The organism is Arthrobacter sp. MDT2-34-1, assembly GCF_059091365.1.
This window is the reverse complement of record NZ_JBNHGO010000001.1, coordinates 137,412-160,565: the sequence shown is the minus strand read 5'-3', so window position 1 is coordinate 160,565 and position 23,154 is coordinate 137,412. Positions and strand designations below refer to the sequence as shown.

22 protein-coding genes are annotated in these 23,154 nt (G+C 66.8%); 11 read left to right on the top strand and 11 right to left on the bottom strand.

From position 1 onward, the window contains the following. The first annotated feature begins 9 nt into the window (after positions 1 to 9). The 5 genes from AC5RVV_RS00695 to AC5RVV_RS00675 all read left to right on the top strand — a co-directional run bounded on the left by AC5RVV_RS00695 (position 10) and on the right by AC5RVV_RS00675 (position 4,014). Entirely contained in the window at positions 10 to 1,344 is a 1,335-nt protein-coding gene (locus AC5RVV_RS00695; protein WP_494001246.1) for a TrkH family potassium uptake protein, read from the top strand. Further along, positions 1,337 to 2,032, top strand: a complete 696-nt coding sequence (locus tag AC5RVV_RS00690; protein ID WP_493999541.1) for a potassium channel family protein — start codon at positions 1,337 to 1,339, stop codon at positions 2,030 to 2,032. Before AC5RVV_RS00695 ends, AC5RVV_RS00690 begins: the two co-directional genes overlap by 8 nt. Then, positions 2,007 to 2,216, top strand: a complete 210-nt coding sequence (locus AC5RVV_RS00685) for a helix-turn-helix domain-containing protein (RefSeq protein ID WP_494001245.1) — start codon at positions 2,007 to 2,009, stop codon at positions 2,214 to 2,216. The genes AC5RVV_RS00690 and AC5RVV_RS00685 overlap by 26 nt, the downstream gene beginning before the upstream one ends. Further along, positions 2,185 to 2,355 carry a hypothetical protein gene (locus AC5RVV_RS00680; RefSeq protein ID WP_493999540.1) on the top strand — a complete coding sequence of 57 codons (171 nt, stop codon included), beginning with the start codon at positions 2,185 to 2,187 and terminating at the stop codon, positions 2,353 to 2,355. Before AC5RVV_RS00685 ends, AC5RVV_RS00680 begins: the two co-directional genes overlap by 32 nt. 807 nt (positions 2,356 to 3,162) lie before the next feature. Next, the gene (locus AC5RVV_RS00675) at positions 3,163 to 4,014 is read left to right on the top strand and encodes an HAD family hydrolase (protein ID WP_493999539.1); all 852 of its coding nucleotides are present in this window, start codon (positions 3,163 to 3,165) and stop codon (positions 4,012 to 4,014) included. Here AC5RVV_RS00675 and AC5RVV_RS00670 read toward each other — a convergent pair. The 3 genes from AC5RVV_RS00670 to AC5RVV_RS00660 all read right to left on the bottom strand — a co-directional run bounded on the left by AC5RVV_RS00670 (position 4,011) and on the right by AC5RVV_RS00660 (position 5,485). Next, on the bottom strand, positions 4,011 to 4,292 hold the full coding sequence (locus AC5RVV_RS00670) for a hypothetical protein (RefSeq protein ID WP_493999538.1): 282 nt from the start codon (positions 4,290 to 4,292) through the stop codon (positions 4,011 to 4,013). The two genes, AC5RVV_RS00675 and AC5RVV_RS00670, sit on opposite strands and share 4 nt — an antisense overlap. Before the next feature lie 18 nt (positions 4,293 to 4,310). Further along, a complete protein-coding gene (locus AC5RVV_RS00665) occupies positions 4,311 to 4,613 on the bottom strand; it encodes a hypothetical protein (protein ID WP_493999537.1) in 303 nt (100 codons plus the stop codon). 80 nt (positions 4,614 to 4,693) lie between these two features. Next, entirely contained in the window at positions 4,694 to 5,485 is a 792-nt protein-coding gene (locus AC5RVV_RS00660) for a ZIP family metal transporter (RefSeq protein ID WP_493999536.1), read from the bottom strand. A gap of 374 nt (positions 5,486 to 5,859) precedes the next feature. On the opposite strand from AC5RVV_RS00660, the gene AC5RVV_RS00655 reads away from it, so the two are divergent. From AC5RVV_RS00655 to AC5RVV_RS00645, 3 genes are all read left to right on the top strand, one after another. Then, entirely contained in the window at positions 5,860 to 6,303 is a 444-nt protein-coding gene (locus tag AC5RVV_RS00655; RefSeq protein ID WP_493999535.1) for a Rieske (2Fe-2S) protein, read from the top strand. A gap of 76 nt (positions 6,304 to 6,379) precedes the next feature. Further along, entirely contained in the window at positions 6,380 to 6,820 is a 441-nt protein-coding gene (locus AC5RVV_RS00650; protein WP_493999534.1) for a Rieske (2Fe-2S) protein, read from the top strand. Positions 6,821 to 6,989: 169 nt separating this feature from the next. Further along, a complete protein-coding gene (locus AC5RVV_RS00645) occupies positions 6,990 to 8,081 on the top strand; it encodes a type I restriction endonuclease (RefSeq protein ID WP_493999533.1) in 1,092 nt (363 codons plus the stop codon). 50 nt (positions 8,082 to 8,131) lie between these two features. On the opposite strand, the gene AC5RVV_RS00640 is transcribed toward AC5RVV_RS00645, so the two are convergent. Beyond that, on the bottom strand, positions 8,132 to 8,815 hold the full coding sequence (locus AC5RVV_RS00640) for a hypothetical protein (protein ID WP_493999532.1): 684 nt from the start codon (positions 8,813 to 8,815) through the stop codon (positions 8,132 to 8,134). A 29-nt stretch (positions 8,816 to 8,844) separates the two neighbouring features. Then, positions 8,845 to 9,819: an aldo/keto reductase gene (locus tag AC5RVV_RS00635; RefSeq protein ID WP_493999531.1), complete on the bottom strand. Its 975-nt coding sequence runs from the start codon at positions 9,817 to 9,819 to the stop codon at positions 8,845 to 8,847. Between the two features lie 159 nt (positions 9,820 to 9,978). Between AC5RVV_RS00635 and argG the strand changes: the two genes are divergently transcribed. Continuing rightward, on the top strand, positions 9,979 to 11,406 hold the full coding sequence (gene argG / locus AC5RVV_RS00630) for an argininosuccinate synthase (protein WP_493999530.1): 1,428 nt from the start codon (positions 9,979 to 9,981) through the stop codon (positions 11,404 to 11,406). 148 nt (positions 11,407 to 11,554) lie between these two features. After that, on the top strand, positions 11,555 to 12,133 hold the full coding sequence (gene mug / locus AC5RVV_RS00625; protein WP_493999529.1) for a G/U mismatch-specific DNA glycosylase: 579 nt from the start codon (positions 11,555 to 11,557) through the stop codon (positions 12,131 to 12,133). A 24-nt stretch (positions 12,134 to 12,157) separates the two neighbouring features. On the opposite strand, the gene AC5RVV_RS00620 is transcribed toward mug, so the two are convergent. The 6 genes from AC5RVV_RS00620 to AC5RVV_RS00595 all read right to left on the bottom strand — a co-directional run bounded on the left by AC5RVV_RS00620 (position 12,158) and on the right by AC5RVV_RS00595 (position 21,873). Further along, complete coding sequence (locus AC5RVV_RS00620) at positions 12,158 to 12,715, bottom strand: hypothetical protein (RefSeq protein ID WP_493999528.1); 558 nt, start codon at positions 12,713 to 12,715, stop codon at positions 12,158 to 12,160. Next, positions 12,712 to 13,263 carry a DUF402 domain-containing protein gene (locus tag AC5RVV_RS00615; RefSeq protein WP_493999527.1) on the bottom strand — a complete coding sequence of 184 codons (552 nt, stop codon included), beginning with the start codon at positions 13,261 to 13,263 and terminating at the stop codon, positions 12,712 to 12,714. Before AC5RVV_RS00615 ends, AC5RVV_RS00620 begins: the two co-directional genes overlap by 4 nt. Then, positions 13,260 to 15,236, bottom strand: a complete 1,977-nt coding sequence (gene dxs / locus AC5RVV_RS00610) for a 1-deoxy-D-xylulose-5-phosphate synthase (protein ID WP_493999526.1) — start codon at positions 15,234 to 15,236, stop codon at positions 13,260 to 13,262. Before dxs ends, AC5RVV_RS00615 begins: the two co-directional genes overlap by 4 nt. A 219-nt stretch (positions 15,237 to 15,455) precedes the next feature. After that, entirely contained in the window at positions 15,456 to 18,332 is a 2,877-nt protein-coding gene (locus AC5RVV_RS00605; protein ID WP_493999525.1) for an aconitate hydratase, read from the bottom strand. Positions 18,333 to 18,586: 254 nt separating this feature from the next. Next, complete coding sequence (locus AC5RVV_RS00600) at positions 18,587 to 19,903, bottom strand: class I SAM-dependent RNA methyltransferase (protein WP_493999524.1); 1,317 nt, start codon at positions 19,901 to 19,903, stop codon at positions 18,587 to 18,589. Next, entirely contained in the window at positions 19,900 to 21,873 is a 1,974-nt protein-coding gene (locus tag AC5RVV_RS00595) for an APC family permease (protein WP_493999523.1), read from the bottom strand. Before AC5RVV_RS00595 ends, AC5RVV_RS00600 begins: the two co-directional genes overlap by 4 nt. 217 nt (positions 21,874 to 22,090) lie before the next feature. Between AC5RVV_RS00595 and AC5RVV_RS00590 the strand changes: the two genes are divergently transcribed. Further along, positions 22,091 to 23,101: an NAD(P)-dependent alcohol dehydrogenase gene (locus AC5RVV_RS00590; protein WP_493999522.1), complete on the top strand. Its 1,011-nt coding sequence runs from the start codon at positions 22,091 to 22,093 to the stop codon at positions 23,099 to 23,101. Positions 23,102 to 23,154 lie beyond the last annotated feature (53 nt).

Here is a 23,154-nt window from a genome sequence, read left to right as displayed (position 1 = left end):
GCCGTCCTCCTGCAACGAGTACGCCCGCGGCATCCGTCCCAGGTGATAGTCCTTGGCTTTATCGCAGCGATCTTGGCCGGCACGGCCATTCTGATGCTGCCGATGTCGAAGCAGGGCCCTGGCGGTGCCACCTTCCTGGAGGCGCTGTTCACGGCGACGTCCTCGGTGTGCGTGACCGGGCTGATCATCGTTGATACTTCCGTCTACTGGAGCCCATTCGGGCAAGCGGTGATCATGGTCCTCATCCAGCTCGGCGGGTTCGGCGTAATGTCCTTCGGAGCTCTGCTGGGTGTGCTGTTGGCAGGACGGCTTGGACTTCGCTCCCGCATCTCCGCGGCCGCCGAAACCAAAAGCACCGGGTTTGGCGACGTGCGGCGCGTGCTGTTCGGCGTCCTGAGGATCAGCCTCATTACCGAAGCCGTGCTGGCGTTGGCCCTTACGGCACGCTTCATGACCGGATACGGACACTCTGCCGGGGAAGCCCTCTGGCTGGGAGTCTTCCACTCCGTTTCCTCCTTCAACAACGCCGGCTTCGCCCTGTTCTCAGACAACCTGATGGGCTTCGTCGCGGACCCATGGATCTGCCTGCCGATCGCCAGCGCGGTGATCATCGGCGGGCTTGGCTTCCCGGTGCTGTTCGAGCTCGGCCGGCACTACCGGCGTCCGATCCACTGGTCCATGAACACCAAACTCGTGCTGGCCGGCACGGCCGTGCTGCTGGGGGCAGGTACCGTCTTCATCACCGCGGTGGAGTGGACCAACCGGGCGACGCTCGGCTCGCTGGACCCCGCCGCACGGGTGCTGGCCGGGTTCTTCCAGTCCGTCATCACCCGCACCGCTGGATTCAACAGTATCGACATCGGCCAGATGAACCCGGTGTCTTGGCTAGGCATGGACATACTGATGTTCATCGGCGGCGGCCCTGCAGGCACCGCCGGTGGCCTGAAGATCACTACTTTCGCAGTGCTCTACTTCATCCTCTACACAGAAATCCGCGGCGGCGCCGCCGTAAACATCTTCGGCAAGCGACTGTCCCGTTCTGTACACCGCCAAGCCATGACCGTTGTGCTGCTGGCCATCGCCTTGGTAGTCACAGCCACCATGGCCCTGATGTTCCTCTCCGACGCGGGCATGGAAAAACTGCTCTTCGAAGCTATCTCCGCCTTCGCCACCGTCGGCCTTTCCACCGGCATCACTGCCTCGCTGCCACCTGCCGGACAGTCGATTTTGATCATCCTCATGTTCGTCGGCCGTCTGGGACCGGTCACGCTGGCCTCCGCGCTGGCGCTTCGCGCGCGACCGATCCTGTACGAGTTCCCGAAAGAAAGGCCGCTCATTGGCTAGAATCCCCTTCCCCTCACGCTCCTTCGACCGGATCGCCGAGGCGGGGTCCGTCGTTGTTATCGGCCTCGGCCGTTTTGGCGGAGCATTGGCGCTGGAGCTCGAGTCCCTGGGCACCCAGGTCCTGGGCATCGACGCCGACGAAGAGACCGTTCAGTCCTTCAACGGGCTGCTGACCCACGTAGTCCGTGCCGACTCCACCAAAGACGAGGTGCTGCGACAGCTCTCTGTACACGAGTTCGACCGCGCTGTGGTGGGCATCGGAACAGACGTGGAAGCTAGCATTCTCACCACCTCGCGGCTCCTCAAGTTCGCCAGGCCCGCGATTTGGGCCAAAGCCATCAGTGAGCCGCACGCCGAGATCCTCGAACAGTTGGGCGTGCACCACGTGATCCGGCCCGAGCACGACATGGGCCGCCGGGTGGCGCACTTGGTCCGCGGGGCAATGCTGGACTACGTCGAATTCGAAGATAACTTCGTCATGATCCGAACCATCCCGCCCGGGCTAGCCCAGGACCGTCCGCTGGGCCTGCTGCAGCTGCGCTCAAAGTTCGACATCACAGTAGTCGCTGTCAAGCGCAAGGGTGGGCAGTGGGAGCACACCACCCAACAAACTGTGCTCTACGACGACGATCAAATAATAGTCCAAGGGACAAAAGACAAGGCTGAGGCCTTCAGCACCTTGGTTTGATCAGCGCTCAGGGCAGTACAGAGCTTCATTCCAGAAGCGGGGATACGAGCGGTTCAGCATTAAAGGGGTGGCCGAGGCCGCCGGCGTTAACAAGACGACGATCTACCGGTGGTGGAAGTCCAAGGCAGAACTCCTGGGCGCCGCCTTCATTGATGCCCCCGATGCTGACCCTCGCCGTCCCTGAAACCGGGACCCTCCGAGTCGACCTGCAGGTTTTGGCCGACCGGATTGCGGCACTGCTGACCGTGCCTCCCGCCTCCAACGTCGTGGTCGCCGTCCTGTCCGCGGCCGTCGTGAACGAGGACCTGGCCGCCCGGATTTAGGGCTTCTTCACGGATCGGCTGGTTAACGAGGCACAGGTCTTCGACAAGGCAAAGGCCCGCGGAGAGCTCAATCCCGAGGCCGATCTCCATGCTGCTCATGGACATGATCGCGGGCGGCCTCTGGACCGGGGCCGTACTGCGCCAGTTTCCGCTGAATGCAGGGTTACGCACCAAGTAGTCAACGCCGCACTTCAGGGCGTGCACCCGGCCAATGAACCCCGTCAGGCATGCAGGGACGGAGCGCAAGCAATTCCCGCGAAGTGATCGAAAGAGGCGCTGAGTTCAATCAGCTGGACTACATTCAGCTGTCGGGCCTCCACCCGTTGAGCCGATAACAGCGCTTACGTCTGAGGTTTATCAGGGAAAGGCATCCATGTTCAACGTCCAGCGACGTTCCAAAGGTCGTCAAAGACGGCTCGGAACAGTGCAACGACAAGCCCGGCAGCGCCGATCCAAGACTCCGGCGACCTGCAGTCGGTATGACTTGTTGCGGCGGTCTTGGTCCAAGGACATGAACGTCTCCTCTCGTTGGGGAAGACCAATCCAAGGCTTGCCAAGGCGAGGGGCGCCGCGGATGCTCCCGCACTTCGCCACCCCTCCACAGGGAGTCCACACCGACTGCCTGGTATAGATGCAACGGCACGCCTGAGAGTGAACAACTCGTCCACAGAAAGCGCCCCCGCGAGTCCTACCCTCCGGGAAGTCGTTCTGAAGTCGCTTTACCAATCCCCTGTCTGTAGCGTTAAGAACCATGTTTAGCTTAGGATTCCGCGGCAGCGGCGATCATGGTCAAGACAACGAGGCACGATGAGTGGTGTTGCTCGAAGCGCTGAGCCTTGGTCCTCGATCCCGAGCGGGTTTCACGACGTGCGTCTGGTGGTCTCCGATATGGATGGCACCCTGCTGGACGGGGACGGTAACGTTCCTGCCGGGTTCTGGCCGTTGCTGGAGCGGATGCGTGCCCGTGGCATCACATTTGTACCCGCCAGCGGCAGGCAATACGCCACTTTGGCCCGCATGTTCCCCAGTGCACCAGCAGGTGCCACCTTCATCGCCGAGAACGGCTCCCTTGTTGTCCGTGACGGCGCAGTACTCTGCGCCACCTACATGGACGAGCCCACTGTCACGCACGTCATTCACGCGGTTCGCCACGCAACGGAAACCGCGAACAGCCTCGGCCTGGTCGTATGCGGCCGCCGCAGTGCCTACATCGAGCGACGCGATGCTGGATTCATCCGGGAGGCGGAAACCTACTACGCCGAACTCACCACGGTCGAGGATCTCACCACTGTCACCGATGACATCCTCAAGCTCGCGATCTACGACTCCACCGACGTTGAGTCCAGCGCGAGAAGCATCGTCGCTCCACTGGCATCCAGCCACCAGATGGCCGTCTCCGGTAAGCAGTGGATCGACATCATGGCCCCGGGCACCAATAAAGGACGAGCCGTGCAGGAACTGCAACGGACCTTGGGCGTGAATGCCGCTCAAACCGTCGTGTTCGGCGACTTCCTGAACGACCTCGAAATGTTCGACCGCGCCGACCTGTCGTTCGCCATGGACAACGCCCACCCGATCCTGCGTTCCCGCGCCCGTTACACCGCGCCAACGAATGAGGAACATGGCGTCGTAACCGCCCTATCCCACTTGCTCAGCTAGGGGCCTTGCCGCGCGAAAATCAGTGGAAGCGGCGAAACCGGGTCACCACTGCCTAAGGGCGCGGACACCACCGCGTCCCCTGCGCCGACGTGCGGTTCCATGGAACCGCTCTGGATCACGCTGGTATGCCAGCCGAACAGCGCAGGCAGCAGGCCGATCAGCACCAGGCTCAGGGCGATGCCCAGATACAACCGCGAGAGCGTGGACGCGATGTACAGCAGCCAGCCGTCGCGGGAGAAGAGAGGACGCAAGGCGCTGCCGGGCAGCCGGCGGGTCACGGAACTGACGGAACCGGCTTACGGCTGCGTGGGCGATTCATCCGACTGCAGCTCCCAGACCAGGTCGACATGGACCCGGGCGCCCTGCAGGGCGTTGATCTCGACCTGCGACATGCCGGTGGTATCGAAGCGCCAGGTTCCGCGGTAGGTGCGGTTTTCGCCCGGCTCGCCAGCGGTCTGCCAGGGGGAACCGCCGGTGGGGAAGTCACGGTTGGTGGCCGCGAGCGAGGCCAGCGACCGTTCCGGAATATCGTTCGCGCTGGGCGTGAACCGGGCGCAGTTGTTGAACGAGCCGCCGGTGCCCATCTCCAGATCGAACAAACCTTGCGGACTAACTCGGAACCCCAGATAACGGCGCGGGTCGATGCGGGGGCACGGAGGGTCGTTAGCGGCGCCGGATCTCACGCGAGGGACAGCAGGAACGAGAGCACGAACCCGGCCGCGGTGCTCAGGGCGACCGCCGGTCCGCCGTGTTCGTATGCCTCCGGCATCAGGGTGTCGGCCAGTGCGGCGATCACCGCGCCGGCCGCGAAGGCCAATGGCAGCGAGATCGTCTCGGGGTCGGTACCGGACAGCGGCCCGGCACCGACCACGACGGCGATGACCAGCAGCACTGAGCACACACCCCACAGTCCGATGATGGCGGGCCTGGACATGCCCTGGCTGCGCATCGAGGCTGCCCCGACCAGGGCCTCGGGCAGGTTGGAGACGAAGATCGCGGCCAGGAGCGCCAGCCCGCCGGTCCCCTCCCCCAGGGAGACGCCCAGCGCCAGGTTCTCCGGTATGCCGTCGAGCGTGGCGGCGGCCAGCAGGGCCAGACCGGCCGCACCCCGGGTGGATGCCGGCCCCGGCGCACGCCCGGTGGCGGCGGCGTCGGTATCGAGCTTGGGGCTGCCCCGGTACTCGTCCGCCGCAACCGGGTTCGACCCGGCCTGCGCCCAGCGGTCGAGCAGCGCGCTCAAGGTCGTGAACACCACCGCGCCGACAAACAGGCCGACCGCTGCGCGCCAGATGCCGCCGCGCTGGTAGGCGTCCTCGAAGAGTTCGAAAGTCAGGGCGGTGACCAGGGCGCCCGCTGCGAAGGACAGGATGATCGCCAGGACGCGTTTCGGCAGTTCGAAACGCACACCGATAAATCCACCCAGCATCAGGGCGCTGGAAGTCACGACGCCGAACAGCAGCGACATAGCCACACCGTCATTATGGGTGGTTGCCGGAATGGGGACAACCGCAGAATGAAGCCCTGCACCCCTCGCGGTTCGTTCCGACGTCAAGGAATCCCAGCAGAACCCTTTGCAGGCTTCAGCGACGCCCGCTGAACGCGTTCGCTTTCCTGAATCGACAAGACTCCACCATCCCTCCACACGCTCATCCGATCCTCCTGTTCCGTCCTAGGACAAACGCCGGACACAGCCAACCGGATTGCATCCGGCCAGGCTTTGGCAACGGTGGCCATTTACTGCAGGTTCCTGCGCGAAAACCCTTTCACGAGCCGGCTGAACCAACCCATGGGCCCGGACGTCTACCTTTGCGAAGCACCCATACTGCCCACGGGGAAGGTCAGCGGATGAATCCCGATGCCGGTCCCTCGCGACGCTCGGTCATGGCCGCCTCCGCAACGGCCTGCTCGGCGTGTGTACTGGCCGCCTGTGCGCCGGCGGGGAACGGCGGCGGCGAGGCCGGCGGAAAACCTGCCCCGGCCACCTCCGGAGGCGCTGCCGCACAGGTCCTGAAGCTCGCCGACGTGCCGGTGGGCGGCAGCGCCACCGGCGAAGCCGGCGGGCAGGAAATCCTCCTCCACCGCGCCGACGAGACTACGGTCCGGGCCTACAGCGCAGTTTGCACGCACCAGGGATGCACCGTGGCGCCGGCGGGCGCGGAGTTCCGTTGCCCGTGCCACGGCTCCGTCTTCAGCGCTGCAGACGGCTCGGTGCTCGACGGGCCGGCGTTGGAACCGCTGCAGCGCTTTGCCGCGGTCATTGACGGCGAATGGATCACCGTAGTGGCTTGATCGCTGACACGCTGGGCGATGAGCGATCGCCGCTCCGTTTGGAAATTAACCGGCACCGTCCGGGAGAATAGCGGACATGAGTTCGTCTCTGCCTTCGCGCCGCGCCATCCTGACCGCCACCACCGCCGTCGGTTCGATGGGCGCGCTCACCGCATGTTCCCCGCTGCAGGACTACACAGGAGCACAAGGTGCCTCCGCTTCCCCGATTGCCAGCGACGGCACGCCGGTCCGGGTCGGGAAGCTCAGCGACGTGCCGGTTGGTGGCAGCGCTAGCGGCGAGGCAGGCGGGGAGAAGATTCTCATCCACCGCCCCGACGAAACCACCGTCTTGGCCTACAGCGCCGTTTGTACGCACCAAGGGTGTGGGGTGACCCCGACGAAGGCCGAATTCGTGTGCCCTTGCCACAATTCGACCTTCGCGCTCGCCGACGGCACGGTGACCGGGGGTCCGGCGCCCGCCCCGCTTCCGCGTTTCGCGGCGGCTATCGACGGCGAGTGGATCACCGTCACCGTCTGAATTGGACCGATCCTGCCATCCACCCAGGCAGCCCGCTAAAAAGCTTTTCCGTGGTTTGAACTCACAGCACCTATATCCCTCACAAACCCCCCGCCTTGGACGATAGTTAACAATGTCAGTACCGTCCTCTAGGTTTAGCGAAACGGTCCGAATCGAGCAGGGGGAAGCATTGCAGTTTGCAGAAAGACTGGCCGCACTGGCCGCAAAAATACAGCAGCAGCGCGAGATCATCGAGACGGAAGAAGCCACTAAAAACGCGTTCGTCATGCCGTTCATATCAACGATCCTCGGATATGACGTTTTCAACCCGTTGGAAGTGGTCCCCGAGTTTACTGCCGATGTCGGCATCAAGAAGGGCGAGAAAATCGACTACGCCATCGTTCGTGATGGCGAAGTGCAAATGCTGATCGAATGCAAGAAGTCGCTCGGCGACCTCCGCGTCGAACATGCCTCGCAGCTTTACCGCTACTTTGCCGTTACTAATGCGCGGATCGCGATTTTGACGAATGGCGAGGTCTACCAGTTCTACACGGACCTTGATGCTCCGAACCGCATGGACGCCAAGCCGTTCCTTATTCTTGACATGAACGACATCGACGAGACCTTAATCCCGGAACTCGTAAAGCTTTCCAAGGATGTCTTCGATCTGGATTCGATCATCAGTGCAGCTGAAGAGCTCAAGTACATCGGGCAAATCAAACGCACTATTTCCACTCTCTTCCAGTCCCCTGAAGATGACTGGGTAAAGTTTTTGACGGCTAAGGTCTACGACGGCGCATTCACGCAGAAGGTCCGCGAGCAGTTTACGGGTCTGGTAGCCAAAGCAACCCGGCAATTCCTCAACGACCAAGTCAACGAGAGACTGAAGGCTGCCTTGGGCGAGTCACCTGTCATTCAGGCTGCCCAGGCGTCCTTGGCCGACTCCGTCACCAGCGAAGAGATCGTCGAGCAAGATCTGAACCGGGATGACGGCATCGAAACAACTCTTGAGGAAGTGGAGGGCTTCCAGATCGTTCGGGCGATTGTGTGCAGCGAGGTCAAACCGACACGCGTTACCCACCGGGACGCAAAGTCCTACTTCGCCGTACTCCTGGATGACAACAACAGGAAGCCGATTGCCAGACTCCATTTCAACAGGTCGCAAAAATACCTGGGGGTCTTCGACGACGGAAAGCAGGAGACTCGGCACCCCATCGATTCACTGGATGAGATCTACGACTACGCAGACACGCTGCGCCGGACGGTGAAGAACTACGAGTAGAGCGCGGGGCTTCCCGTTCCCGGCGGCGGGAAGCCCTCGGGGCAGGCGTCCTAATCGGCCCCAGCCGGCCGGTCACCATATCCGGTGTCCAGGAAGTCAATCAGTGCCCGGTCGAGGCCCGCGGTTGCCGTTGCACGATCCGGAGCGAGGAAGGACTCGGCTCCTCGCCAGTCGCTCTTGACCACACGGCCGCCCGACGCCCAGTGAACGCCGACCAGTTCGGCCCCGGCGTCCAATGCATAGTCCTTCCGGCCGGGGAGGCCGGCGACTGTTTCCCTCATTCGCGCACTCTGCACCACTTCATAGCGGTCGCACAGCGTCCGGCGGCCGTCCGTCAGCAGGACGTCCTCGGCGCCGGACAGCGACATCTTCGTCCATGCGCCGCTGTCGGGTTCGGCCGGCGCGGCGTCGTCCAGCCGGAAAAACTCCACGGCCTGGGCGCCGGAGTCGAGCATGTCCACCAACAGCAGGTACTCCCCGTAGCTGGGCAGGCTCGTCCCGGGCAGCCCGAAGTCTTCCCGACGGGCCAATGCCTCGGTGCGGCCCGGCCCCTGCCGGTAAGAAGAGGACTCCCACCGCCGCGTCCCGGGCTCGAACCGGATGACGGATTCCGCGCGGTACCCGTCCGGCCCGCTCCGGAAGGCCATTCGCGTGGTGAGGACGTGATCCGCCCACCGGCGGTAGAGGCAGCCTTGCTTGGCGCCCTCAACGTAAAAGGCTTCCCAACGTTCCATCGGCTCCCGCCGCGGCCCCCTCGGAGGTCTCAGAACAGGGCCACTTTCGGCACCGCGGGGAAGATGCCTTCCAGCTCGGCCAGGTCCTCGGCAGTCGGGTGCCAGCCCGCTGACTGGGCGTTCTGCCGGATCTGTTCCGGCTTCGTGGCACCGGCGATGACCGACGCGACTGCGGGACGGGTGGCAAGCCAGGAAAAGGCCACCTCGATTTCCGTTAGTCCGCGGTCGGCGGCGAAGCGGGAGAAGGCGCCCAACTGCTCCCAGTCGGCGTCCTTGAGCAAGTTGGTGCGCGAGTGTGTCAGCCGGCTGCCTTCCGGCGCCTTGCCGTTCTTGTACTTGCCCGTGAGCAGGCCGTTGGCCAGCGGGAAGTACGGCAGCAGGCCCAGCCCGTAGGCCTCGGCAGCAGGGGCGACTTCCAGCTCCGCCCGGCGGTCCAGCAGGTTGTAGTGGTTCTGGCTGGAAATGAACGGGGTGTAGCCGCCCATCCGCGCCGTGAATTCCGCCTCGGCAATCTGCCAGCCGGCCCGGTTGGAGTGGCCGATGTAGCGGACCTTGCCGGCGCGGACCAGGTCGTCCAGCGCGGACAGGGTTTCCTCGACCGGAGTCAGCGGGTCGGGCGTGTGGAACTGGTAGAGGTCAATCCAATCGGTGCCCAGCCGCCGCAACGACGCCTCGGCCGCCCTGACAATGTACCGCCGCGAGCCGCGGGCGCCGAAGTCTTCGCCGTTGGCGCCCCGCATGTCCATGCCGAACTTCGTAGCCACCACCACGTCGTCGCGCCGCGATCCCAGCGCCCTGCCCAGGAACTCCTCGCTCAGCCCCGGAGTCTTCCCGTAGCTGTCGGCGACGTCGAAAAAGGTCACGCCGGCGTCGAGTGCGGCCTTGACCACCGCGTCCGTGCCTTCCTGCGTTTCCGTCGGGGTGTTGGACCGGCCAAGATTGTTGCAGCCGAGTCCCACCGTCGAGACGGTGAGGCCGGATTTGCCGAGACGCCGGTATTCCATCGCTACATCCTTGTCACTGGGGGTTTTGCCGTTCGCCTCGCATCCTATCCCGGCTCCGGCCCCCGTCCCGGACGCGCAAGTGAGTTCGGACACGTCACGCAGGCGGCCGCGGCGTTGCCGCTTCTGTCTTTGGGTGCCGCTGCACATATGATCGAAACCATGGCCAAAGTTCTGACTTCCCTTCCCGTCGGCGAACGCGTCGGCATCGCCTTCTCCGGTGGACTCGATACGTCCGTTGCCGTTGCATGGATGCGCGACGGCGGAGCCGTGCCCTGCACCTACACCGCCGACCTCGGCCAGTACGACGAGCCGGACATCGACGCGGTGCCCGGCCGCGCCACCGAGTACGGCGCGGATATCTCCCGCCTGGTGGACTGCAAGCCCGCGCTCGTGGAGGAAGGCCTGGCCGCGCTGGCCTGCGGCGCCTTCCATATCCGCAGCGGCGGCCGTTCCTACTACAACACAACCCCGTTGGGCCGCGCCGTGACCGGCACCTTGCTGGTGCGCGCCATGCGGGAAGACGGCGTGGACATCTGGGGCGACGGTTCCACCTACAAGGGCAACGACATCGAGCGGTTCTACCGCTACGGGCTGCTGGCCCACCCCCGGCTGCGCATCTACAAGCCGTGGCTCGACCCGCGCTTCGTCTCCGAGCTCGGCGGCCGCCAGGAGATGTCCGAATGGCTGACCGCGCACAACTTCCCCTACCGCGACTCCGCGGAGAAGGCGTACAGCACCGACGCCAACATCTGGGGCGCCACGCATGAGGCCAAGACGCTGGAGCATTTGGGCACCAGCCTGGAGGCCGTCGAGCCGATCATGGGCGTGGCCTTCTGGCGCGAGGACGTGGACATTCCCACCGAGGACGTGTCGGTGCGCTTCGAGGCGGGCCGCCCGGTGGCGATCAACGGCACGGAGTTTGCCGACGCCGTCGCTTTGGTGCAGGAGGCCAATGCCATTGGCGGCCGCCACGGGCTGGGCATGTCCGACCAGATCGAGAACCGCATCATCGAGGCCAAGTCGCGCGGGATCTACGAGGCCCCGGGCATGGCCCTGCTGCACATCGCCTACGAGCGGCTGCTCAACGCGATCCATAATGAAGACACCGTGGCCAGCTACCACGCCGAGGGCCGCCGCCTGGGCCGCCTGATGTACGAAGGCCGCTGGCTGGACCCGCAGGCGCTCATGCTGCGCGAATCGCTGCAGAAGTGGGTTGGCTCCGCTGTCACCGGCGAGGTCACCCTGCGGCTGCGCCGCGGCGAGGACTACACCATCCTGGACACCACCGGCCCGTCGCTCAGCTACCACCCGGACAAGTTGTCCATGGAGCGCGTGGGCGATGCTGCCTTCGGTCCGCTGGACCGCATCGGCCAGCTGACCATGCGCAACCTGGACATCGCCGACTCCCGCGCCCGCTTGGAGCAGTACGCGGCCCAGGGCCTGGTGGGCGGTCCCACCGCCGAGCTCGTGGGCGCGCTGGAAGCCGGCGGCGCGAGCGAAATCGCCGACACCGCCCAGCTCGACCCGGCCGACCGCGCGGCCGACGAGGCGCTGGACCGCGCGGCGTTCGACGCCGGCACCGACTGATTCGCCGGCCCGCCTTGGCGGGCCGCTGCACGGGCACGGCGCCCCTTCGGGGGCGCCGTGCCTTCTTCTGTCCGGAGCTGGGGCCGTGAGGCTGAGCATGCGGCCGGTTTCGCGGCCGGGACGGCACGCCGTGTGAAAGAGTGGTTTTGTGGCCTTTACCCGTGCTGAACTGCTCGCCTACCGGGACGCGCTGGTCCCCGATCTGCTGGGCCCGGGCCTGCGCCTCCTGTTCGTCGGCATCAATCCCGGCCTCTGGTCGGCTGCCACCGGCTCGCACTTCGCCCGGCCCGGCAACCGGTTCTATCCGGCCCTGGCGGCGGCCGGCATCACCGACCATCAGATCTACGCCGGGAACGGCATGGCGGCTGCCGACCGCAACCACCTGATCGACCGCGGCGTGGGCATCACCAACATTGTCCCGCGGGCTACCGCCAGGGCGGACGAGCTGGGTGCCGAGGAACTGCGGACCGGTGCCCGGCGCCTGGCGGCCCGGGTCGAGACCCTGGGGGCCCGGGTGGTGGCGGTCGCGGGAGTGACCGCCTACCGGGTGGGTTTTGAGCGGCCGAAGGCGCAGCTGGGCCGGCAACCGGAGACGCTCGGCGGCGCCGAGGTCTGGGTGGTGCCGAATCCCAGCGGCCTCAACGCCCACCACAGCGTTGCCACGCTGGCGGCCGCCTACCGGGAGGCGGCGCGCGCCGCGGGCCTGGACGTGCCCGAGGGCGGCTAGCGCCGTCCCCGACGGCCGCCGGGCCTACAGGCTGAACGCCGTCTTGGCCGGCAGCGGATGCTTTTGCTTGACCGCGGCGAGGTCCCCGTGCGGCGCGACGCCGATGCTCAGCTTGGTGAAGTCGAGTTTGGCTTCGCGGAGGCAGACCTTCAGGCCGGCCACCGCCCTGGCCGCATCCGGCGCCAGAACATAGATGTTGAGCTTGTGCGGGACGAATTCGGTCTTCTCCACGGTCCCGAGCCCGCGCCAGGCGAAGTACTCGGTGATGGTGCGTTTGGCTTTGTCCTCGAGGTAACGGTCCCGGTCGCTGCCGTCCGCCGTCTTCAGCGCATACTGGGCAATCACCCAGTGCTGCTCCCCCGGCGCGAGCTCCGCGTAGCCGTCTTCGGCGCACTGGGCAGCGAACGCGTCCATCAGCGACTCGGCGGCCTCGGCGTTGACGTCCCGGCTCTCCTGCGTGGTGCTCTGGTGGCCCACCGTTCCGTGGTTGACCACGAACTGGCCGTAGTCTTCGTCGAACCACGCCTCGCGGAACACCAGCCCGCCGTCGTCGTTCTTCTTGTACACCCGAAGGAAACTCATGTCCGTCCTTTGTTCAACCATGTCAGGGCCGTTCCGTCGAACGGCGCGGCCTCAGCCGCCACCTGCCCGTAGAGCGCCCGGCAGCTGGCCTGGATCCGTTCGGCCAGCGCCGGCGGATAGTCCATGGTGACCCGGTGTTCGGCGAATTCGTCCTCGTCGTCGATGTACACGCCGCCGCTGACGGAGCGGACCACGTCCAGGTCCATGTCCGTGAGCTGGACTTCCCAGCCGGCCGGAAGCAGCGGGTCCACCCGGATGCCGGTGGCCAGGTCGATGTAGATGCGAAAGTCGCCCGGGTAGGTGTCGTCGTAGAACGTCGCCACGTAGTCGCCTTCCCGTGGCAGTAACTGCACCGCGTCGGAGGCCGCGAAGAAGGCGATGCCGGGCCGGGCGACCAGCGAGCCGGCCGGCTGGAAGATCCAGTCGCCGAAACCGTCGGAGCCGAGGTAGGTGCCGGGCACCAGCCAGTGGGCAGCGCCGTCGTACTTCCAGTTGCGGAACACCACCATCTCGCCGGGCCGGGCCTCGGCGGGGATGCGGCCGGTCACTGGATCTTGGGAATCTGGCCGGTCGGCAGTTCCTGGCCGGGCAGCGGGCGCGCGAACGGGACCTTGGTGCCCAGCACCTGCGCGACGGTGTCCTGGGCCACCTGCTGCGCGGTGAGGCCCACGCGCTCCAGGACCTCGGCGCGGGTGCCGTGGACCAGGAACTCGACCGGGAGGCCGACCTCGTTCAGCGCCGTGTCCACACCGGCGGCACGCATCTCCTGGCGGATCCGGGATCCGACGCCGCCGGCGCGCACGCCGTCTTCGATCACGACGACGATCCGGTGCCGGGCCGCAAGGCCGATGATCGAGCGGGGCACCGGCAGCACCCAGCGCGGGTCGACAACGGTGGAGCTGATGCCCTGGGCGCCGAGCCGGTTCGAGACATCCAGCGCCAGTTCGCTCATGGCGCCGATGCTGACGATCAGCACGTCGTTTTCGGTGGAGCCGGACGGCCGGCGCGCCAGCACGTCGACGCCGTCCTTAAGCCGTTCCAGGGCCTCAACCTCTGGCCCCACCGAGCCCTTCGAGAAACGGACCACGGTGGGGGCATCGTCGACGGACACCGCCTCGCGCAGCTCTTCCCTCAACCGGGTGGCGTCGCGGGGGGCGGCCAGGTGTAGCCCCGGCACGATCTGCAGCAGCGACATGTCCCACATGCCGTGGTGGCTGGGCCCGTCCGGGCCGGTCACCCCCGCCCGGTCGAGTACAACGGTGACGCCGGCCTTGTGCAGCGCGACGTCCATCAGGAGCTGGTCGAACGCGCGGTTCAGGAACGTTGCGTAGAGGGCCACCACCGGGTGGAGTCCGCCGTAGGCCATGCCGGCGGCGCTGGCCAGCGCGTGCTGCTCCGCAATGCCGACGTCGAAGACACGGTCCGGATGCTTACTGGCGAATTTTTGCAGGCCCACCGGGATCAGCATGGCGCCGGTGATACCGACGATGTCCTGGCGCTCGTCGGCGATCTCGGCGATCTCGTCGGCGAACACGGAGGTCCAGGACTGCCGGCCGCCGGACTCTACGGGTTCGCCGGTCTCCGGGTCGATGACGCCCACGGCGTGGAACTGGTCCGCCTCGTGGGCGCGGGCGGGCGCGTAGCCGCGGCCCTTTTCGGTCATGGTGTGGACAATGACCGGGCCCCGGTAGTTCTTGGCCTGCGTCAGCGCGGCCTCGACGGCCTCCAGGTCGTGCCCGTCGATCGGGCCGATGTACTTCATGCCCAGGTCCTCGAACAGGCCCTGCGGCGCCCACCAGTCCTTGATGCCCTTCTTGGTCGCGTGCAGGCTCCGGTAGGCGAACTGGCCCAGCGACCCGCCCGACTGCAGCTTCCTTTTCCACCAGTCCAGGGTGCCTTCGTAGGCCTGGTGGGTGCGGACCTTGTCGATGGTGGTCCGGCGCAGCGCGGCCAGCTGGTCGGCCAGCCCGCCGATCGTCGGGGCGTAGGAGCGCCCGTTGTCGTTGACCACGATCACCACGCGCCGTGCTCGGTCCGCGGCGATGTTGTTCACGGCTTCCCATGCCATGCCGCCGGTGAGGGCGCCGTCGCCCACCACCGCGACGACGTAGCGGTCGCCTTCGCCGGTCAGCCGGCGGGCGCGGGAGATGCCGTCGGCCCAGGACAACGACGACGACGCGTGCGAGCTTTCGACGATGTCGTGCACCGATTCGGCGCGGTCCGGATAGCCGGCCAGCCCGCCCTGCTGCCGCAGCGTGCCGAAGTCCTGCCGCCCGGTGACCAGTTTGTGCACGTAGGACTGGTGGCCGGTGTCAAAGACGATGCTGTCGTGCGGGGAGTCGAACACGCGGTGGATGCCGAGGGTCAGCTCGACGACCCCAAGGTTCGGGCCGAGATGTCCGCCGGTCTGTGCGACGTTCGTGATCAGGAACTGGCGGATTTCCCGGGCCAGGTCCTGCAACTGGACCATGTCGATCCGGCGCAGGTCGCGCGGCTCGCGGATGGTCTCGAGCAATCCCACAGAGCAGGTCCTTTCCTTCACAAAGCGTCGGTTAATCCTACCGCCATCCCTCCGCCACTCTGCGTTCCCCTGGTGCGAGGGTGCACACAACGCGGCCGACGCGTGGCCGGGGACCGAGCCCTACAGCACGCTGGTGCCCTGGCCAGACGCCGCAGGGCGGACGTCCATCGGACGCCCGCCCTGCGTTGGGCCGCTGTGCGGTGTGTGCCGGACCGGGGGCTAGTTCGCCGAGATCTGGCGCAGCACGTACTGCAGGATGCCGCCGTTGCGGTAGTAGTCGGCTTCACCCGGGGTGTCGATCCGCACCACCGCGTCGAAGCTCTTGGTGCCGCCGTCCTCGCCGGTGGCGGTGACCTTCAGCGTCTTCGGGGTGGTGCCCTCGTTCAGCGCGGTCACGCCCTCGATGGAGAAGGTCTCCGTGCCGGACAGGCCCAGCGACGCAGCGGACTCGCCGGCCGGGAACTGCAGCGGCAGCACACCCATGCCGATCAGGTTCGAACGGTGGATCCGCTCGAAGCTTTCGGCGATGACGGCCTTGACACCCAGCAGCGCGGTGCCCTTGGCAGCCCAGTCGCGGGACGAGCCGGAGCCGTACTCCTTGCCGGCCAGCACCACCAGCGGGGTGCCGGCGGCCTGGTAGTTCATGGCGGCGTCGTAGATGTAGGCCTGCGGACCGCCGGGCTGGGTGAAGTCGCGGGTGAAGCCGCCCTCCACGTTGTCCAGCAGCTGGTTGCGCAGCCGGATGTTGGCGAAGGTGCCGCGGATCATCACCTCATGGTTGCCGCGGCGGGAACCGTAGGAGTTGAAGTCCTTGCGCTCCACGCCGTTTTCCAGCAGGTAACGGCCGGCGGGGCTGTCGGACTTGAACGAACCGGCCGGGGAGATGTGGTCGGTGGTGACCGAGTCGCCCAGCTTGGCGAGCACCCGCGCGCCGCTGATGTCCTGCACCGGCTCCGGCGTGGCGCTCATGCCTTCGAAGTACGGTGGCTTCCGCACGTACGTGGAGTTCGGATCCCAGGCGAAGGTATCGCCTGCCGGGGTCTCGAGCGCCTTCCAACGGTCGTCGCCCTCGAACACGCCCTCGTAGCCCTTGGCGAACATCTCCTTGTTGATCGAGGAGTCGATCACCTGCTGGACCTCGACCGGGTTCGGCCAGATGTCCTTCAGGAACACGTCGTTGCCCTCCGGGTCCTGGCCCAGCGGCTGCTTCTCGAAGTCGAAGTCCATGGTGCCGGCCAGGGCGTAGGCGACGACCAGCGGCGGGGACGCCAGGTAGTTCATCTTGACGTCCGGGTTGATGCGGCCTTCGAAGTTGCGGTTACCCGACAGCACCGACGTGATCGACAGGTCGTTGTCCTGGACCGCCTGCGAGATTTCGGGCTCCAGCGGGCCGGAGTTTCCGATGCAGGTGGCACAGCCATAACCGACCACGAAGAAGCCGAGCTTCTCCAGGTACGGGATCAGGCCGGACTCTTCGTAGTAATCGGTGACGACCTTGGAGCCCGGGGCGATGGAGGTCTTGACCCACGGCTTGGACGCCAGGCCCTTCTCCACCGCATTGCGGGCCAGCACGGCCGCGGCCAGCATGACCGACGGGTTCGACGTGTTGGTGCAGGAGGTGATCGAGGCGATGGACACCGCACCGTGGTCCAGTTCGAACTCGCGCCCGTCTTCCATGGTGACGTGGACGCGCTTGGAGGCGCGGCCGTCGCCGGGCAGGGCGACGTGGCGTCCCTGGGCGGCCGAACCGCCGGAGGGACGATCGTCGGCCTGCGCGGTGCCGGACTTCACGCCGCCGGCCTCCGCAGCGGCAGCGTGACGGACCGTGGAGGTCATGGCCGGGGCATCCGACGCCGGGAAGGACTCTTCCAGGGCCTCGTCCAGGGCGTCCTCGTTGCCGGTGCCGACGTAGCTCTGCAGGTCCTTGCGGAACTGGTTCTTGGCGGACGTCAGGGCGATGCGGTCCTGCGGCCGCTTGGGACCGGCGATGGACGGAACAACGGTGGACAGGTCCAGCTCAAGGTATTCGGAGAACTTCAGTTCGTGCGACGGATCGTGCCAGAGGCCCTGTTCCTTGGTGTACGCCTCGACCAGGGCGATGTTCTCCTCGGAGCGGCCGGTCAGGCGCAGGTAGTCCAGGGTGACGTCGTCGATCGGGAACATGGCGGCGGTCGAGCCGAACTCCGGGCTCATGTTGCCGATGGTGGCGCGGTTGGCCAGCGGCACCGCTGCCACGCCTTCGCCGTAGAACTCCACGAACTTGCCCACCACGCCGTGCTTGCGCAGCATCTCGGTGATCGTCAGCACGACGTCGGTGGCGGTGGCGCCGGCGGGGATGGAGCCGGTGAGCTTGAAGCCGACGACGCGCGGAATCAGCATCGAGACGGGCTGGCCGAGCATGGCGGCCTCGGCCTCGATGCCGCCGACGCCCCAGCCGAGCACGCCCAGGCCGTTGACCATGGTGGTGTGCGAGTCGGTGCCGACCAGGGTGTCCGGGTAGGCGCGCAGCTTGCCGTCGACCTCGCGGGTCATCACGGTGCGGGCCAGGTATTCGATGTTGACCTGGTGCACGATGCCGGTTCCCGGCGGGACCACCTTGAAGTCTTCGAAGGCGGTCTGTCCCCAGCGCAGGAACTGGTAGCGTTCGCCGTTGCGCTGGTACTCGATCTCCATGTTGCGCTCGAGCGCGCCGGCGTTGCCGAAGACATCGATCTGGACCGAGTGGTCGATCACCAGTTCGGCCGGGGCCAGCGGGTTCACGCGCTTCGGGTCGCCGCCGAGCTCCTTGACGGCCTCGCGCATGGTGGCCAGGTCGACGACACACGGAACACCGGTGAAGTCCTGCATGATGACGCGGGCGGGGGTGAACTGGATCTCGGTGTCCGGCTGCGCGTCGGGGTTCCAGCCGGCCAGGGCGCGGACGTGGTCCGCCGTGATGTTCGCACCATCTTCGGTGCGAAGCAGGTTCTCCAGCAGGACCTTGAGGCTGAACGGAAGGCTCTCGGCACCTTCAACGGCACTCAGCCGGAATATCTCATACTCGGTCCCGGCGACGTTCAAGACGCCTTTGGAACCGAAGCTGTCCACATTACTCATGACAGGACTCCTCTCGCCACACTTTATCTTTGTCCGGGCGGCAACCACCCGCTAGTTAGGCATCCCTAAGTGTGAAGGGACAGCTGTGGGCTCGGCCTCTGGCCTTTTTGACGCGCCGCAGCCCGCAGAATTTACAAGCCAGAGACAATATGCTTCGTCCGGAACCGCTGCCCCCATCCTATCGGGTAGCCGGTTGGCAGGAACCGGAGCGGCGCCCGTGGCCTGCCTCACAGCCGGGATTCGCGCACTCCCGCTCAGCGGCGCCCCGGTGTGAGCACGGCAAAGGACTCCATGTGGTGGGTATGCGGGTACAGGTCGAACACGTGCAGCGAGTCGAGGTTCCAGCCCAGCTGCAGGAAGTAGCCCAGGTCCCGGGCGAAGGACGCCGGGTCACAGGACACGTAGCCGACCGCCCGCGGGTTTCGGGCGGCCACCGCCTGCACCACGGCTTTTCCGGCGCCCGCGCGGGGCGGGTCAAGGACGACGGCGTCCATCTCTTCGGGCTGCGAGCGCAGCACCCGCTCGACCTTGCCCTGGAGGATCTCGACCTGCCCGAAACCGTGCAGGTTCTTGCGGGCGTCTTTGCTGGCGGCCGGCGAGCCCTCGACGGAGAGAACGTTGCCGGTCACCCCGACGGCATCCGCCAAGGGCGCCGTGAAAAGTCCGGCACCCGCATAGAGGTCGGCCACCCTCTCCCCCGCCCGGGGCGCAACACCGTCCAGGACGGCGGCAGTCAACGTGGCCGGCGCCAGCCGGTGAATCTGCCAGAAGCCGTCTCCCGTCACGCGGTACTGGTGCCGCCCGTTGGTTTCGGAAACCCAAATGCGTCCCCGCAACCGGGTGAGCCGCCCGGGCACGGGCTCCCACGCGGCAACCGACACGCCGGGTTCGATCCGGTCGGCGATCTTCGCCAACCGTTTGGGCGTTGTCCCCGCGCCGGGCACCAACAGCACCAGCGGCGTGCTCCCGTCGGCGGGCGCGGCCACCTCCACCCGCTCCAGCCCCGAAAGATCCAACTCCCACAACCGCAGGTCGTTGACCCCGTCCGCGGCCAGCGGCATCGCCTCGACGGGTATCAGCTCATCGGACCGGTGCGCGTGCATGGCGAGGCGCCCGTCGGACCCCACGCCGAACGCGGCGCGCGTGCGCCAGCCGAGCCCGTCGTCGTACTCCCCCGCGGGGGCTTCCACGGTGACCTGCCGTTCCAGCTTGGCCAGACGTTGCAGCTGTTCGGCGAAGATCAGGCCCTTCAGCCGGCGCTGGGCGTCCAGCCCGATGTGGCCGAACTCGGCGCCGCCCACGGCCGGCCGGCCGGCTTCGGCCGCGGCCAACGCGTCCGCCGGCGCCCAGGGATGCTCCACCCGGTCCGGAGACGCTTCCAGCACCTGGACGGTGTCCGCCCGCCAGAATCCCGCGTCCGGTCCGCCCTCGGTGACGCGTGCCAGGACCCGCTCCCCGGGCAGAGCGTGCCGGACGAACACCACCCGGCCGTCGTGCCGCGCGACGAAGTGGCCTCCGTGCGCCGGAGCGCCGACGGTCAGCTCGATCAGTTGCGGTGCGGGGTCGGTCATGAAAGCTCCTGGTAGCGGCGGACGGAATCGGAGGAGGCCAGTTGCCACGGCACGCTGGCCACCATGACGCCGGGCTCGAAGTGCAGGCGGGTCTTGATGCGCAGCGCGGTCTGGTTGTGCACCAGCTGCTCCCACCAGCGTCCCACCACGTATTCGGGGATGTAGACCACCACCAGTTCGCGGGGCGAGTCCCGGCGGATGCTCTTGATGTAGTCGATGATCGGCGTGGTGGTCTCGCGGTACGGGGAAGCGAGCACCGTGATCGGAACCGGGATGTTGAGCTTCTCCCAGTCGCGCAGGGTCTGCTCGGTCTGTTCCCGGTCCAGGTCCACCACCACGGCGTCGAGCCGGGACGGCCGCGAGGCCCGGGCGAAGGCAAGCGCCCGGAGCGTCGGTTTGCGTACGTGCGAGACCAGGATGACTGCGTGTACCCGGGACGGCAGCGCGGTGGTCGGTTGGTCCGGGTCGATCGCGAGCTCGCGGGCGACCTGGACGTAATGGCGGTTGATGCTGTGCATGACCAGCCCGAGCAGGATGATGCCGAGCACGGCCAGCCAGGCTCCGAAAACGAACTTGCTGACCAGTACCACCACCAGCACGGTCACGGTCAGGATGAAACCGACCATGTTAATGAACCGCGAGCGCAGCATCCGGCGCCGCACCGGGCGGTGCGGCGTGGCCCGTATTTCGCGGGACCAGTGCCGGATCATGCCCAGCTGGCTGCAGGTGAAGGAAACGATCACGCCGATGACGTAGAGCGGGATCAGCCGGGTGACGTCCGCGTTGAACATCAGCACCAGCACCACGGCCGCGGCCGCCAGTGCGAGCACACCGTTGCTGTAGCTGAGCCGGTCCCCGCGGGTTCGCAGCTGGCGGGGCAGGAAGCCGTCGGTGGCGAGGATCGATGCCAGCTGCGGGAAGGCGTTGAACGCCGAATGGCTGGCCAGCACCAGGATTGCTGCGGTGGCCGCGACCGTCAGGTAGAAGAGCGGGGCGCCGCCGCCGAAAACCGTCTCCGCCAGCTGGCTGAGCACCGGGGACTGGAAATAGCCCGCCGGCAGCGGCCCTCCGTCCAGCCGCAGCTGGTCGGCCGGGACCTGCACCACCCGCACCTCCGTGGCCCGGGCCAGGTACATCACCGCCATGGTGATCACGGTTGCGGAGATGCCCAGCATCAGCAGCGCAAAGCCGGCGTTCCTGGCGCGCGGCTTCTCGAAGGCCGGCACATTGCTGGCCGGTGTCTCCAAGCCGGTGAGTGCCGCGGCGCCCGTGGAGAAGGCCCGCAGTACCAGCAGTGCGCCGGCCAGCCCGGTCAGGCCCGCCTCCAGGCCGGGTTCCGGCACGACGTCGAACGCAGCGCTGGGTGCCTCGCCCAGGTTTCCGGTGAGGTCAAGGACAAATCCGGCCAGGCACATCAGCAGCACGGTGCCCACAAAGACATAGGTGGCGATCGCCACGGTCAGGCGCCCGCGTCCCAGCCCGCGCAGATGGAGCAGGGCGAGGATCGCGATGCCGGCGACGGCCGCTCCGGGCTGCCAGCCCTTGAGCGCCGGAACGGCGGACACGAGGTAGTGGGCCGCCGAAGACATGGACACCGCGACGGTGAGCACGTAGTCCAACATCAGCGCGGAGCCCACCGTGATGCCCGCCGGCTTGCCCAGGTTCCTGGTGGCGATCGCGTAGTCGCCGCCGGATGGATACGCGTGGATGCTTTGCCGGTAGGAAGCCACCAGGACCAGCAGCACCACCATGACCGCCAGTCCGACCCAGGGCGACAGGGCGATCGCCGCGACGCCCGCCAGTGCCAGCGTGAGCAGGATCTCGTCCGGGGCGTAGGCCACCGAGGAGAGCGCGTTCGCTGAGAAGACCGGAACCGCCAGGCGCCGCGGCAGCGCATCCTGCTTCAGCCGCTCGCTGCGGAACGGCTTGCCCACCAGGACCCGCTTGAGGGCATCGAGGAATGTCAGCACGTTTCCCTCGGTGGCACATGCAGCCAGTGGGTCCGGATCTTCACGGCTTAGAGTCTAGACTGCCGGCCGGAATTTACGGGGCCAGGGGGCCTCCGACCCGCACTTTCATAGCGGCGGCACGTCCGCCGGGGTTAGCATATGCGTATGAATGTGCGTTGTATCACATTCGGGGGTCCGGGGCCGTTTGACCCAGTGACTGCTCGCTAAGGAGTCTTAGATGGGCAATGCCGCCGCCGTGATGACCGGCCTGAGCAGCATCGAGATGCAGGAGCGCCCGATGCCCGAGCCGGGCCGGGGCCAGGCCGTGATCCGGGTGGAAGCCGTGGGGGTCTGCGGCTCCGACGTCGCCTATTACCGCTACGGGAAGATCGGCCCCTTCGTCGTTGACGGCCCGTTCATCCTGGGGCACGAGGTCTCCGGCGAGGTGGTCGCCGTCGGCGAAGGCGTCGGCAACGTGCGCGTCGGCGACCGGGTGGCCGTCGAGCCGGGCACGCCGGACCGCAGCTGCGAAGAGTGCCGGGCGGGGCGCTACCACCTCTGCCCGAACCTCGAATTTTTGGCCACCCCGCCCTACGACGGCGCACTGCTGCAGTACCTGGCCATGGACGCCCGCTGCTACTTCCCGATCCCGGATTCGATGAGCTACGAAGACGGCGCGCTGCTCGAGCCGCTGTCCGTGGGGTTGTGGGGCTGCCGGCGGGCGAACCTCCAGGCCGGCGACGACGTGCTGATCACCGGCGCCGGACCGGTGGGCCTGCTTGCCGCCGAGGCGGCGCGGGCCCTCGGCGCGGGAAGCGTCACGGTCACGGACATCTCCGAGTACCGGCTCGGCGTGGCCCGCGACCACGGCTTCGCGGTGGAGAAGAGCGACGCGCCCGCGGCGCAAACCTTTGACGTGCTGCTGGAATGCTCGGGCGCCGGCGGCGTCCTCGCCTCCGGGCTCGGCCGGTTGCGCGAGGCCGGGCGGGCAGCCGTCATCGGCCTGGCCAAGGCCGACGAGGTGCCGCTGCCCCTGTCCACGCTCAATTGGAAGGAGATCACCATCTCGATGGTGAACCGGTACAACAACACCTGGCCGCTGGGCATTGACCTGGTGTCCTCCGGCCGGATCAACCTGGAGGGACTGGTAACACACAGCTTTGCCCTGCCGCAGACCGCGGCCGCCCTGGAAAACACCTCCACCGAACCCGAATCGCTCAAGGCGATGATCTACCCCCAGCGGCTCTGACCGCGGACGCCGGAACGCACGAACGGCAACGCGGCACGCCCCCAGTAAGAGGA

Excerpts from the sequence above, each read along its gene's own strand:
- AC5RVV_RS00620 (WP_493999528.1), bottom strand. The coding sequence starts at position 12,715 with ATGAGTTTCCTTCGGGTGTACAAGAAGAACGACGACGGCGGGCTGGTG.
- AC5RVV_RS00605 (WP_493999525.1), bottom strand. The coding sequence starts at position 18,332 with ATGAGTAATGTGGACAGCTTCGGTTCCAAAGGCGTCTTGAACGTCGCC.
- AC5RVV_RS00590 (WP_493999522.1), top strand. The coding sequence starts at position 22,091 with ATGGGCAATGCCGCCGCCGTGATGACCGGCCTGAGCAGCATCGAGATG.
- AC5RVV_RS00680 (WP_493999540.1), top strand. The coding sequence starts at position 2,185 with ATGCCCCCGATGCTGACCCTCGCCGTCCCTGAAACCGGGACCCTCCGA.
- AC5RVV_RS00600 (WP_493999524.1), bottom strand. The coding sequence starts at position 19,903 with ATGACCGACCCCGCACCGCAACTGATCGAGCTGACCGTCGGCGCTCCG.
- argG (WP_493999530.1), top strand. The coding sequence starts at position 9,979 with ATGGCCAAAGTTCTGACTTCCCTTCCCGTCGGCGAACGCGTCGGCATC.
- AC5RVV_RS00650 (WP_493999534.1), top strand. The coding sequence starts at position 6,380 with ATGAGTTCGTCTCTGCCTTCGCGCCGCGCCATCCTGACCGCCACCACC.
- AC5RVV_RS00655 (WP_493999535.1), top strand. The coding sequence starts at position 5,860 with ATGAATCCCGATGCCGGTCCCTCGCGACGCTCGGTCATGGCCGCCTCC.
- AC5RVV_RS00675 (WP_493999539.1), top strand. The coding sequence starts at position 3,163 with ATGAGTGGTGTTGCTCGAAGCGCTGAGCCTTGGTCCTCGATCCCGAGC.
- AC5RVV_RS00635 (WP_493999531.1), bottom strand. The coding sequence starts at position 9,819 with ATGGAATACCGGCGTCTCGGCAAATCCGGCCTCACCGTCTCGACGGTG.
- AC5RVV_RS00640 (WP_493999532.1), bottom strand. The coding sequence starts at position 8,815 with ATGGAACGTTGGGAAGCCTTTTACGTTGAGGGCGCCAAGCAAGGCTGC.